We start from the raw sequence: 12,993 nt of genomic DNA, 5'->3' as shown, positions 1-12,993 counted from the left end.
GTACCCCCGGCGTCCTCCGGACATGCCTGTGCCCGGCACCCACCGGGGTGCCGGGCACAGGGGCGAGGCGGCGCGTGCTAGGCGCGGCCCGCCGTCTTCTGCGTCTTGCGGGTGACCGAGTCGATCACCACGGTCGTCAGCAGCACCGCTGCGGTGATCATGTACTTCACCGGCTCGGCGATGGACTCGAGCTGGAGTCCGTACTGGATGGAGACGATCACCAGCACACCGAGCAGCGCGTTCCACGTGCGGCCGCGGCCGCCGAAGAGGGACGTGCCACCGATGACCGCCGCGGCGATCGCGTTCATCAGCAGGTCACCGGTACCGGCGCTCTGGTTGGCCGAGGCGATCTTGGAGGCCAGGAAGAGGCCGCCGATGGCGGAGAACCCGCCGGCGATCGCGAAGACCGAGATCCGGATGAAGGTGACGTTGATGCCGGCACGGCGGGAGGCCTCGACGCTGCCGCCGAGCGCGAAGATCTTGCGGCCGTAGGAGGTACGGCGCAGCAGGAAGTCGCTGCCGACCAGGAAGGCCAGGAAGACCACGGTGGCCAGCGGCAGGCCCTTGTACTGGTTGTACATCGCGGCCGCGGCGAAGGCGACGACGGCCAGCAGCACCGTGCGCAGCACCGTGTCGCTGAGCGGCCGGGACGGGACGCCCGCGGCCTCGCGGCGGCGGTTGCCCAGGAAGGAGCTGATGAAGAACACCGCGACCACGACGAGGGCGAGGCCGTAGGCGGCGGCCACGTCGGCGAAGAAGTACGTGGTCAGCTTGCCGATGAAGCCGTCGCTGTCGAGGTTGATGGTGCCGTTCTCGCCGAGCACCTTCAGCATGAAGCCGAGCCAGAACAGCAGACCCGCCAGGGTGACGGCGAAGGCGGGGGCGCCGAGCACCGCGAAGAAGAAGCCGTGCGCCGCGCCGATGGCCGCGCCGGCGGCGACGGCGAAGAGCACCGCCACCCACTCGGGCCAGCCCTGGTTGACGGCGAGGACGGCCGCGATGGCGCTGGCCGCACCACTGACCGAGCCGACCGACAGGTCGATCTCACCGAGCAGCAGCACGAAGACGATGCCGACCGAGATCATGCCCGTGCCGACCATCGTGACGGTGATGTCACTCAGGTTCTGCGCGGACAGGAAGTTGGAGTTCAGGCTCTGGAAGACGATGCAGATGACGATCAGACCGATGACGACGGGGATGGACCCCAGGTCGCCGCCCTTGATCTTGCGCTTGAACTCGCCGATGTAGCCCGTCAGGCCCTGCTCGCGGACCAGGAGGCGGGGGTCGACGGCGACGTCCGCGCCGCTGGCCGCCTCGGGGTTCTCCACGGGCACGGCGTCGTCCTTGGACGCCGTCGCGGACGTCTTGTCGATGCTCACTTCGAGACCTCCCCGTTCGAGCGGGCCGCACGACGGGTGACGGCGTTGTCGGTGGCGCCGGTGATGGCGGAGATGATCTCCTCCTGCGAGGTCGTCTTGACCTCGAAGACACCGTTGTTGCGGCCGAGCCGCAGGACGGCCACCTTGTCGGCCACCGCCTTGACGTCGGCCATGTTGTGGCTGATGAGGATGACGGCGAGGCCGCGCTCGCGCAGCCTCTCGACCAGGTCCAGGACCTGGGCCGTCTGCTCGACACCGAGGGCGGCGGTGGGCTCGTCGAGGATGACCAGCTTGGGCTCGCCGAGCATCGAACGCGCGATCGCCACGACCTGGCGCTGACCGCCGGAGAGCGAGGCGATCGGGATGCGGACGCTGGGGATGCGGATGGAGAGCGTGTCCAGCAGCTCGCGGGAGCGCCGCTCCATCTCGACCTCGTCCAGGACGCCGAACCTCTTGACCTCGCGACCGAGGTAGAGGTTGCCGACGACGTCGATGTTGTCGCACAGCGCCAGGTCCTGGTAGACGGTGGCGATGCCCAGGCTCTGGGCGTCGTGCGGCTTGCCGATCGACACGGCGTTGCCGTTCCACTCGATGACGCCGTCATCGATGGGGTGCACGCCGGCGATCGTCTTGACCAGCGTGGACTTTCCGGCGCCGTTGTCGCCCACCAGGGCGACCACCTCACCGGCGTGGACCTCAAGCTCTACGTCGGTGAGCGCCTGGACGGCACCGAACCGCTTGGAGACCCCGCGCAACGCCAGCACGGGCGTAGCGGACACGTGAACCATCTCCTTCGCCGCCTGACCCGGCGGAGAGGTTGTACAGAAGTTGGGGGGAAGGTGATCCGTCCGGCGCCCCGCATGAGCTTGCGGGGCTGTGGATCACGGGGCACCGGACGGAGTCCGTGGCGCGTCCCTCCCCGTTTCGCGGATCCGGGAGCGGATCCGCGAGCGGGCGGAGGGACGCGACAGCTCTCGGGCCGGCGGTCCGCGGGAGGCGGCCGCCGAGGGCCCTGGGCCGGCCGGGTGTTACTTGAGGCCGGCCTTGTTGCAGGCGGCCTTGTACTTGGCCGTGCAGATCTCGTCGAGCGTGTAGTAGCCGTCCTTGATGACGGTGTCCTTGATGTTCTCGCTGGTCAGCGAGATCACCGGGATGATGGCCGCGGGGATGCCCTTGGCGCTGGCGCTGTCGACCTTGGTCTTGGCGAGGGAGTCCGTGCTCTCACCCTTGGCGACCGCGACGGCGAGCTGCGCGACGACCTCGGCCTCCTGCGGGTAGGACTTGTAGACGCTCATGTACTGCTCACCCGTGAGGATGCGCTGCACGGCGGCGAGCTCGGCGTCCTGGCCGGTGATCGGGACCTTGATGCCCGCGGCCTTGAGGGCGGTGATGGCACCGCCGGCCATGCCGTCGTTGGCGGAGTAGACGCCCGCGATGTTCTTCGCGCCGACGGCGGAGATCGCGGCTTCCATCTCGGAGTTGGCGTTGTCCGGCGCCCACTCCTTGGTGTCGTACTCCTTGGCGATGGTGACCTTGCCGTCCAGGGCGGAGTGCGCGCCCTTCTTGAACTGCGCGGCGTTCGGGTCGGTGACCGAGCCGTTGATCATGACGATCTTCGAGCTCTTCTTCGCCTTGTCGCCCAGCGCCTTCAGCAGGGCCTCGCCCTGGGCCTTGCCGACCTGCTCGTTGTCGAACGAGGTGTAGCCGCTGATCGGGCCCTCGGCGAGGCGGTCGTAGGCGACGACCTTGATGCCGTTGTCCACGGCCTTCTGGACCGCGTTCTTGATGGCCTTGGCGTCCACGGCGTCGACGATGAGGGCGTCCACCTTGTTGGTGACCATCGTGTCGACCTGCTGCGACTGGAGGTTGGCGTCGCCGCGCGCGTTGTTGTAGAGGATCTTGGCCTTGTTGTTCGTCAGCTCCTTGATCTTCTTCTCGATCAGGGGCTTGTCGAACTTCTCGTACCGCGCGGTCTTGTTCTCCGGCAGAAGCAGGCCGACGGTGATGTCGTCGCCCTTCTTCTTGGACGAGGACGAGGAGTTGGAGTCGCTGTCCTTGGACTCCTTGGCGCTTCCACAGGCCGCGAGAGAGACGGCCATGGCACCGGCGGCAACCGCAACAGCGGCGCGACGCATACGCGTGTTCACTTCAGAAACCTCCCTGACGAGGCCGCGACGTTGCGGCCGAGGTGGCTGGAAGTCAACTCGGCCACACGTGCGGCGTCAAGAAGTAAATCCTTAACGAGATGGCAACGGTGCCATCCGTTCTCTAAGTGAAGGCAGGGCTGGCCACGGGGGCGGACCCGTCCAGAAGGGTCGAATCACCCATCTCGCTGAGCGCGAGAGCGAGTGCCCCGAGCACCTCCGCACGGCCCCCGAGGGCCCCCGGAAGCACCGACAGGTGCCGGGCGGCGCTGGGGATCGCGTACCGGCCCACGGACTCCCTTATGGGCCCCAGAACGAGTTCTCCGGCCTCGGCGAGATCGCCGCCGAGGACCACCCGGCTGGGATTCAGTAGATTACAGAGGTTGGCCACTCCGCTGCCCACATGTCGGCCCACATCGGCGATGACGCGCCGGCAGCCCGGATCGCCGTCCCGCGCCAGCCGGACGACGCCGTCGAGCGTGAGGTCGGTGCCGTGGCTGGACCTCAGCAGCGGCAGCACGTAGCGCGCCGAGGCGAAGGTCTCCAGGCAGCCCCGGTTGCCGCAGCGGCAGACGGGACCCGACTCGTCGAGCGTGATGTGCCCTATCTCGCCCGCCGTGCCGCCCGGACCCCGGTAGATCTTGCCCTGGATCACGAGGCCGGCCCCGACGCCGCTGGCCACCTTGATGTACGCCAGGTCCTTCACGCCCCGTCCGCTGCCCCAGACCAGCTCGCCCAGGGCGCCGAGGTTGGCGTCGTTGTCCACGTGCACGGGGACGCCGAGGCGCTCGCGCAGCTCCTCGGCGGGCCGGGCGCCGGTCCAGCCCGGCAGGATGGCCGTGGAGCCCAGGGTGCCCGCCTCCACGTCGATCGGGCCGGGCACGCCGAGCCCCACGCCGGCGATCTTGGTGCGGTCCACGCCGGTCGCCTCGATCAGGCGGCTGACGACCTCCTCGGCCCGGTCGAAGCCCTGGGCGGCCGAGGCGTCCACGTCCAGCGGCTCGGCCTCCTCGGCGAGCACCTGGTGGGCCAGGTTGCCGATCGCGACGCGCAGGTGGGTGTGGCCGAAGTCGACGCCGATGACGATGCCGGCGTCCCCGCTCAGCGAGACGCTGCGGGCCCGGCGACCGCCCGCGGAGGTCGGGGTGACCTCCACCGTCCCGTTGTTCTTCAGTTCCCGCACGATGTTCGAGACCGTCGCCGCGGACAGACCCGTGGTCCTCGCGATCTCCGCCTGCGTGAGCGACCCGGCCAGGCGTACGGCACGTACGACCCGCTCCAGGTTGGCTCGGTGCAGCGACGACTGCGACCCTGGAGTCTCCACGACGACCTCCTGCGCGCGGGACCGCTTCGGCGAGGCCCCGTCCGTGTCCAACTAGTGAACTCTAAGCTGAGCCGTTCGGGTCGCCTCCCGTCAAGAGGTTGAACCGTTTCGACGCCCAACGCGCCACGGGTCCCGGACACGCCGACAAGCCGCCTCCAAAGGGCGGAGGCGGCTTCGCGGCGGCGGTTCGCGGGAGGCGGCGGGAGGGGACGGCGGGACGTGCCGGTCGGTGTTCTCCCTGCTCGCGGAGGGGTGCGGCTACTTCACGGCGCCCGCCGTCAGCCCCTGGACCACCTGGCGCTGGAAGACGATGTACGCCGCGAGGACCGGCAGCATCGCCATCACCAGTCCGGCGAAGAGTCCGGACCAGTCACCCTTGTAGCCCTGGCTCGCGGCGAGCTGGACCAGCCCCTGGGTGAGGACCCGCTTGTCGGGATCCGTGTTGAGCACGGTGGGCAGCATGTACTGGTTCCACTGGCCCAGGAAGTTGAAGATCCCCACGCTGACCAGGCCGGGCTTGGCCATCGGCAGCATGATCTGGAAGAACGTACGGGTGTGCGAGGCACCGTCCACGAAGGCCGCCTCCGCCACCGAACTGGGCAGGGTGCGGAAGAACGCGGTCAGGAAGAAGACCGTGAACGGCAGCGAGTAGGCGATGTAGACCAGGATCAGTCCATGAATGGTGTTCAACAGGCCCATGTTGTTCACCACGTAGAACAACGGCACCAGCGCGAGCATGATCGGGAAGCTCATGCCGCCGATGAACAGGTAGTAGATGAACCGGTTCCCCGGGAACTCGAACCGCGCCAGCACGTAGGCGGCCATCGAGCCGAGCACCAGCGTGCCGATGAGCGAACCGCCCACCACCAGGATGGTGTTGAAGAAGTAGTCGCCCATGTGGGCGTCGGTCCACGCCCGCGACCAGTTGTCGAAGTGCAGCTTGTCGGGCAGCGCCCAGGGCGAGGAGAAGATGGACTTGTCGTCCTTGAAGGACGTCATCACCGCCCAGACCAGCGGCATCACCACCATGACCGCCCAGAGCACGAGCATGCCGTGCGAGAAGGCGTTGAGGACGCCGCCCTCCTTGCCCTCCTTCGGCGGCTTCGCGGCCGGGGGGTCCGCCTTGGTCACGGTGACACCGGGCTCGGCCGGTACGGGGGCGGGGGTCTCGGTCGTCTTCATGGTCCTCAGAACTCCAGCCGCTCGCGCCGGCCCAGCCGCATCACGACCGCCGCGAACAGCAGCGTGACGACGAGCAGGGCGACACCGATCGTGGTTGCGTAGGCGGCCTGACCGTCACGGAAGGCCTTCTGGTAGACGTACAGCACCAGCACGGTGGTCGAATAGTCGGGCCCGCCCGGTCCGGTCGTCATGATCTGTACGACTGCGAACGATTCCGCGCCGAGCGCGAGGATGCCCATGTAGACCCAGCCGGACTGCACGGTGTCCCACAGCAGCGGCAGGGTGATCTTGAAGAAGGTGCTGGCCCGGCCGGCCCCGTCCAGCAGCGCGGCCTCGTAGAGATCCGCCGGGATGGAGGCCATACCGGCGGAGAACAGGACGACGAAGAAACCGACGGTGGACCACACGAGCACCGCCATCACGCACCACAGCGCGAGGTTCGGGTCGCCCAGCCACAGCGGCTGGAGGCTGTCGAGGCCGACGCCCCGCAGCACCGAGTTGATCGCTCCGCTGTCCGGGTTGTACGCGAAGGCGAACAGCAACGCGACGATGGCGATGGACAGCACCTGCGGGAAGAAGTACACGATCTTGTAGAACGAGGAGCCGCGCACCCCGGTGATCGCCGGACCGCCCCGGCGGCGCCGGCCGCCCACGTTGATCATGAAGGAGAGGAACAGCGCCAGACTGATCGTCACCACCGGGAGCAGCACCGCGAAGAGCAGGCTGTGCTGCAGCGACTTCCAGAAGACGTCGTCGTGGAACATCTTCGTGTAGTTGTCGAAGCCGACCGTCTTGAACTCTGGGCTCAGGCCCGTCCAGTCCGTGAACGAGTAGTAGATCGACTGGATGAACGGCCAGATCACGAAGAGCGCGTACAGCCCCAGGGGCAGCGCGAGGAACCCCACGATGAACCGGTACTTGCCGTGCTGCATTGCCACCGACCTCGGTCTCAGGGCGGGTGCCCGCCGCCGGTGACACCCCTTGGCGGGTGTCACCGGCGGCGGCACCGGTGTGCTGTCGCGTGCCGCTTACTGGTGCTTGTAGTGCTTGATCGAGTCGTCCTTGGCGGCCGCGTCGGCGTAGCCCTGGATCTTCTTGATGGCCTCCGCCGGGGTGGCCCGGCCGGCCATCATCTCGCCGAGGCCGGAGACGCCGATCTGCTCCTTCTGGAGCTTCACGTACCAGTCCTGGAGCCGCGGGTTCACCACGTTGTCCCCGGCCTTCTCCAGCGCCGCGACACCGGACTTCAGGCCCGGCGTGAGGGAGATGCCGTCGGTGCCGCCGTTGAAGGCGGTGAGCGACTTGACCTTGGCGGTGAAGTTCTTCGACGAGGCCTCGCTCAGCATGATGCGGAGCTGCTCCATGCCGCCGGTGCCGTTCTTGGCCTTGGCCGGGACGATGAACGGCTCGCCGCCGGAGGCCCAGATGGTCCCGAAGGGCATCTTGTCGGAGGAGTCGATGCCGGTGGGCGCGGAGACCGCGAGGTCGAAGTCCTTGGGGATGACGTTGGCGGACTCGTTCTCCACCCAGGAGCCGTTCGGGATGAACAGCGCCTCGCCCTTGGCCCAGGCGGTCTGGGACTGGATGTGGTCCAGGCCGGGCGTGCCCTTGAGGACGTAGCCCTTCTGCTGGAGCTCGTAGTACGCCTCGAAGCAGGCCTTGACCGCCGGGTGCTTCCAGGCGTTGGGCTCGAGGTTGTCGATGGCGTCGAGGACCTCGCGGCCGCCGACCTTGCCGATCATCGGGTAGAGCGAGAAGGGGATGTAGTAGGGGTACTTGCCGGCGTAGGTCCAGCCCGCCATGCCCTTCTTCTTGGCCTTCGCGCAGACCGCGAGCATCTCGTCCCAGGTCTCGGGGTACTTCTCGTCGAGCCGGTCCAGGGCCTTCTGGGAGTACCAGACGCCGTAGACGGTGTAGGCGTAGTACATGATCCACACCGGCTCGCCGTCGAACTGGCCCATCTCGACGATGCCCGGCCGCAGCGTGTCGCGGACCTTCTTGCTCGGGTCGTCGTAGGACGGGGCGTCGAGCAGCGGGGTGAGGTCGGCGAGCTGGTTCTTGCCGACGAGGACGCCCATGTCCATCTGCTCGGCGCCGGAGTTGTCGATGAGGTCCGGCGGGGTGCCGCCGTTGAAGCGCGGCTGCAGCGTGGACTGGATCTTCTGGGTGGCGGAGAACTTGACCTTCGCCTTGGGGAAGGCCTTCTCGTAGACCTTGACGGCGTCCTCGGCGTACTCCTTGCCGAAGCCGCCGTCGAAGAGCACGAACTCCATCTGCGCGGTCTCGTTGACGGCGAGCGGGTTCTTGTCGGTCTTCTTGCCCGCCTTGGCCTTCTCCTCGCCGTCCCCGCCGCCGCTGGCGCAGGAGGAGAGGAAGCCCATGGCGGGGACGGAGACGAGGCCGAGCGCCGCGGAGCGCTTGATCAGGTCGCGGCGGCCGACGCCCGAGGGGGCGATCTGCCCGTCGGTGCCGCTCTTGGGGGAACTGTGCTCGGCGGAAGTGGATCCCATGCTCAAGTCCTCGCCTTCTCCAGGACTCAGGCGGTGTACCGGATCCTTCCCCGGCACCGCGGTGATGTGAAGCTGGGGTCGTGCACGAGGGACCGAAAAGGGACGATACGGCACTCACTCGTGCGCGCCGGCGATCCGCCCCCTCCCGTTTCCCCCCGGGTCGTGCGCGTCCGCCGGGCGCGTACCACGAGGTGACGGCCAGCCGGACGCCGACAGGTATAGTCCACTTCCCCTCGGCGGAGCAAGATCGAACGCAAGGTTGACGGACGCCTTTTCCGAGTTGAGACCTCGCGGAAACGTGAGCGGATCCGGAGGCGGCACGCGGGCGCCGGGACGCCGGAAATATGCGCTTCCTGTGCGGCACCCGTGCGAAGATCGACAACTCGGCGGCACTCCCCGGCGGAGGAGTTGCGGCGGGCCCCGGACGGCTCTCGGACGGTTTCCGGACGGCAGGGGACCCGTATGCCGTAGGCAACACCCTTGACACCGACGGTCACTTGAACCCCTACTGGTCTCTGCGCGCGAAGTTGACAACGTTGTCCGGTATCTCTTTCCACTCCGCGCAGGAAGGGTTCTCGCGCATGCAGTACAGAGCTCGGCACAGATGGGGTCCCTCGGCGGTCGTGGCAGCGACCGCCTTCGCTCTGGTGGCGGCCTCCCAGGGCGCCGCCGTCGCCCGACCCGCGCAAGCGGCGAAGGCCGACCGGGAGTTCAGCTCCTCCTTCGAGTCGGGGGACCCGTCCCCGACGTGGGTCAACACCGTCGAGACGGCGGGCGGCGGCAAGCGCGCCTCCGGCGTCGACGGCGGATACAGCACCGGCATTCCCGGCGGCGTGACCGACCACGTCACCGGTGTGCGGGCCAGCTCCGAGAACAAGCAGGGCGGCGAGGTCAAGGAGAACCTCGTCGACACCGAGCCCACCACCAAGTGGCTCACCTTCGAGAAGACCGGCTGGGTCGAGTTCGACATGGACGCCCCGGTCAAGCTCAAGACCTACGCCCTCACCTCCGCCAACGACGTCGTCGAACGCGATCCCGCCGACTGGACCCTGAAGGGTTCCACGGACGGCAAGGACTGGAAGACGATCGACACGCGCAGCGGTCAGTCCTTCGCCGACCGGCAGACGACCAACAGCTACGACCTGGCCGAGCCGGCCGAGTACCAGCACTTCCGGCTGGACTTCACCAAGAACCACGGTGCGGACATCCTCCAGCTCGCCGACGTGCAGTTCTCCGACGGGCATGTCGCCACCACGCCCGAGGACATGCTGAGCCTCGTGGACCAGGGCCCCACCGGATCGCCGACCGCCAAGTCCGGCGCCGGCTTCACCGGCAAGCGGGCGCTGCGGTACGCCGGCCGGCACAAGGCGGACGGCCGGGCGTATTCGTACAACAAGGTCTTCGACGTCAACGTGCGCGTCGAGCGGAACACGCGCTTGTCGTACCGGATCTTCCCCTCGATGGCGGGCGGCGACCTCGACTACGACGCCACCAACGTCTCCGTCGACCTCGCCTTCACCGACGGCACCTACCTCAGCCGGCTGGGTGCCCTCGACGAGCACGGCTTCCCGCTGACCCCGCGCGGCCAGGGCGACGCCAAGGTGCTCTACGTCAACCAGTGGAACGACGTGAACTCCTCGATCGGCTCGGTGGCCGCCGGGAAGACCGTCGACCGGATACTGGTGGCCTACGACTCCCCCAAGGGCCCGGCGAAGTTCCGCGGCTGGGTGGACGACGTCTCGCTGAAGGTCGCGGCCCCCGAGAGGCCCAAGGCGCACTACTCCGACTACGCGCTGACCACCCGGGGCACCAACTCCTCCGGCAGCTTCTCCCGCGGCAACAACTTCCCCGCCACGGCGGTCCCGCACGGCTTCAACTTCTGGACGCCGGTGACCAACGCGAGCGTGGAGAACTGGCTGTACGACTACAGCCGGGGCAACAACGACGACAACCTGCCGACCATCCAGTCCTTCAGCGCCAGCCACGAGCCCAGCCCGTGGATGGGTGACCGGCAGACCTTCCAGGTGATGCCCTCCGCCGCCTCCGGCACCCCGGACACCGGCAAGGAGGCCCGGCAGCTCCCCTTCCGCCACGAGAAGGAGACCGCCCGCCCGTACTACTACGGCGTGACCTTCGAGAACGGCATCAAGGCGGAGATGGCGCCGACCGACCACGCGGCCGCGATGCGCTTCACCTACCCGGGTGACGACGCGAGCGTCGTCTTCGACAACATCCGGGACGAGGGCGGCCTCACCCTCGACAAGGACAACGGCGTCGTCACCGGCTACTCGGACGTGAAGTCCGGCGGCTCGGCGGGCGCGACCCGGCTGTTCGTCTACGGCCGCTTCGACTCGGCGGTCGAGGACGGCTCGTCCTCCGGCGTCACCGGGTACCTGCGCTTCGACGCCGGCCACGACCACGCGGTCACCCTGCGCCTGGCGACCTCGCTCATCAGCGTGGACCAGGCCAAGGACAACCTGTCCCGGGAACTCCCGGACAGCAGGTCCTTCGACTCGGTGAAGCGGAGCGCGCAAGCGGCCTGGGACAAGATCCTCGGCAAGGTCGAGGTCGAGGGTGCCACCTCCGACCAGCTGACCACGCTGTACTCCTCGCTCTACCGGCTGTACCTGTACCCCAACTCCGGCTTCGAGAAGGTGGGCGGCAAGTACCAGTACGCCTCCCCGTTCTCCAAGGCGACCGGCGAGAACACCCCGACGCACACCGGCGCGAAGATCGTCGACGGCAAGGTGTACGTCAACAACGGGTTCTGGGACACCTACCGCACGACCTGGCCCGCCTACTCCTTCCTGACGCCCTCCCAGGCCGGTGAGATGGTCGACGGCTTCGTCCAGCAGTACAAGGACGGCGGCTGGACCTCCCGCTGGTCCTCCCCCGGCTACGCGGACCTGATGACCGGCACGTCCTCGGACGTGGCCTTCGCCGACGCGTACGTCAAGGGCGTCAAGATGGACGCCGAGTCGGCGTACGACGCGGCGCTGAAGAACGCCACCGTCGTCCCGCCCTCCTCCGGTGTCGGCCGCAAGGGCATGACGACCTCGCCCTTCCTCGGCTACACCAGCACCAAGACCGGCGAGGGCCTGTCCTGGGCGATGGAGGGCTACGTCAACGACTACGGCATCGCCCAGATGGGCAAGGCGCTGTACGAGAAGACCCACAAGAAGCACTACAAGGAGGAGTCCGAGTACTTCCTCAACCGCGCCCGCGACTACGTCAACCTGTTCGACTCCAAGGCCGGGTTCTTCCAGGGCAAGGACGAGAACGGCGACTGGCGGGTGCCCTCCGACAAGTACGACCCCCGGCTGTGGGGCTACGACTACACGGAGACCAACGGCTGGGGCTACGCCTTCACCGTGCCGCAGGACAGCCACGGCCTGGCCAACCTGTACGGCGGCAAGAAGAAGCTCGGGGACAAACTGGACACGTTCTTCTCGACCCCGGAGACCGCCTCCGTGGACGTCAAGGGCTCCTACAACGGCGTCATCCACGAGATGATCGAGGCGCGTGACGTGCGGATGGGCATGTACGGCCACTCCAACCAGGTCGCGCACCACATCACCTACATGTACGACGCGGCCGGGCAGCCGTACAAGACGCAGAAGAACGTCCGCGAGGTGCTCTCCCGCCTCTACACCGGCAGCGCCATAGGGCAGGGCTACCACGGCGACGAGGACAACGGCGAGCAGTCGGCCTGGTACCTGTTCTCCTCGCTCGGCTTCTACCCGCTGGTGATGGGCAGCGGCGAGTACGCCATCGGCTCCCCGCTGTTCAAGAAGGCGACCGTGCACCTGGAGAACGGCCACGACCTGGTCGTCAAGGCGCCGAAGAACAGCATGAAGAACATCTACGTGCAGGGGCTGAAGGTCAACGGCAAGCGGTGGTCGAAGACCTCCCTGCCGCACTCGCTGCTCTCGCGCGGCGGGGTGCTGGACTTCGACATGGGCGCGAAGCCGTCCTCCTGGGGCACGGGCAAGCACGACGCGCCCGTGTCCGTGACCAAGGACGACAAGACGCCCACGCCCCGTGCGGACCTCCTGAAGACCGGGGGCGCCCTGTTCGACAACACCTCGTCGACCGAGGCGAGCGCCACGACGGTGGACCTGCCGCTGTCCGGCGACCGCGCCAAGGCGGTCCAGTACACGCTGACCTCACCCGCCGACCACACCAAGGCCCCGACGGGCTGGACACTGCAGGCCTCGAGCGACGGCACGCACTGGCGGACGCTGGACGAGCGCTCCGGCGAGTCCTTCCGCTGGGACCGGCAGACCCGGGCGTTCACGATCCCGCACGCGGCCTCGTACGCCCACTACCGCCTGGTCCTGACCGGCGAGCCGACCCTCGCGGAGGTGGAACTCCTGGGCTGACGCCACGGCTGTAGCACGCGAGAGACGGGCCCGGGGGTCTCCCCGGGCCCGTCTTGCCGTGCGCGCGCAGGG

Annotated in this window: 8 protein-coding genes; 1 reads left to right on the top strand and 7 read right to left on the bottom strand. The window is 68.1% G+C overall.

All coding sequences use genetic code 11. From position 1 onward, the window contains the following. Positions 1-77 precede the first annotated feature (77 nt). From OHB09_RS25810 to ngcE, 7 genes are all read right to left on the bottom strand, one after another. Positions 78-1,379: a sugar ABC transporter permease gene (locus OHB09_RS25810; RefSeq protein WP_093594310.1), complete on the bottom strand. Its 1,302-nt coding sequence runs from the start codon at positions 1,377-1,379 to the stop codon at positions 78-80. Next, on the bottom strand, positions 1,376-2,167 hold the full coding sequence (locus tag OHB09_RS25805; protein WP_167794367.1) for an ATP-binding cassette domain-containing protein: 792 nt from the start codon (positions 2,165-2,167) through the stop codon (positions 1,376-1,378). Before OHB09_RS25805 ends, OHB09_RS25810 begins: the two co-directional genes overlap by 4 nt. A gap of 240 nt (positions 2,168-2,407) precedes the next feature. Further along, the gene (locus tag OHB09_RS25800; RefSeq protein WP_006142783.1) at positions 2,408-3,526 is read right to left on the bottom strand and encodes a substrate-binding domain-containing protein; all 1,119 of its coding nucleotides are present in this window, start codon (positions 3,524-3,526) and stop codon (positions 2,408-2,410) included. Positions 3,527-3,647: 121 nt separating this feature from the next. Then, positions 3,648-4,847 carry an ROK family transcriptional regulator gene (locus OHB09_RS25795; RefSeq protein ID WP_006142782.1) on the bottom strand — a complete coding sequence of 400 codons (1,200 nt, stop codon included), beginning with the start codon at positions 4,845-4,847 and terminating at the stop codon, positions 3,648-3,650. A 258-nt stretch (positions 4,848-5,105) separates the two neighbouring features. Beyond that, positions 5,106-6,029, bottom strand: coding sequence for a carbohydrate ABC transporter permease (locus OHB09_RS25790; RefSeq protein WP_006142781.1), 924 nt, complete (start codon positions 6,027-6,029; stop codon positions 5,106-5,108). Positions 6,030-6,034: 5 nt separating this feature from the next. After that, positions 6,035-6,961 carry a carbohydrate ABC transporter permease gene (locus OHB09_RS25785; protein WP_006142780.1) on the bottom strand — a complete coding sequence of 309 codons (927 nt, stop codon included), beginning with the start codon at positions 6,959-6,961 and terminating at the stop codon, positions 6,035-6,037. Between the two features lie 96 nt (positions 6,962-7,057). Then, the gene (gene ngcE / locus OHB09_RS25780) at positions 7,058-8,539 is read right to left on the bottom strand and encodes an N-acetylglucosamine/diacetylchitobiose ABC transporter substrate-binding protein (protein ID WP_006142779.1); all 1,482 of its coding nucleotides are present in this window, start codon (positions 8,537-8,539) and stop codon (positions 7,058-7,060) included. Positions 8,540-9,120: 581 nt separating this feature from the next. On the opposite strand from ngcE, the gene OHB09_RS25775 reads away from it, so the two are divergent. Further along, the gene (locus tag OHB09_RS25775) at positions 9,121-12,921 is read left to right on the top strand and encodes a GH92 family glycosyl hydrolase (RefSeq protein ID WP_191889692.1); all 3,801 of its coding nucleotides are present in this window, start codon (positions 9,121-9,123) and stop codon (positions 12,919-12,921) included. Positions 12,922-12,993: the final 72 nt, after the last annotated feature.

The organism is Streptomyces griseoaurantiacus, from assembly GCF_036189845.1.
GTDB classification, from domain to species: Bacteria; Actinomycetota; Actinomycetes; order Streptomycetales; family Streptomycetaceae; genus Streptomyces; species Streptomyces griseoaurantiacus.
This window is presented reverse-complemented; position numbering and strand designations above follow the sequence as displayed.

What these genes read in the sequence shown, in the direction of transcription:
- OHB09_RS25805 (WP_167794367.1), bottom strand. Translation starts at nt 2,167, where the DNA reads ATGGTTCACGTGTCCGCTACGCCCGTGCTGGCGTTGCGCGGGGTCTCC.
- ngcE (WP_006142779.1), bottom strand. Translation starts at nt 8,539, where the DNA reads ATGGGATCCACTTCCGCCGAGCACAGTTCCCCCAAGAGCGGCACCGAC.
- OHB09_RS25775 (WP_191889692.1), top strand. Translation starts at nt 9,121, where the DNA reads ATGCAGTACAGAGCTCGGCACAGATGGGGTCCCTCGGCGGTCGTGGCA.
- OHB09_RS25790 (WP_006142781.1), bottom strand. Translation starts at nt 6,029, where the DNA reads ATGAAGACGACCGAGACCCCCGCCCCCGTACCGGCCGAGCCCGGTGTC.
- OHB09_RS25785 (WP_006142780.1), bottom strand. Translation starts at nt 6,961, where the DNA reads ATGCAGCACGGCAAGTACCGGTTCATCGTGGGGTTCCTCGCGCTGCCC.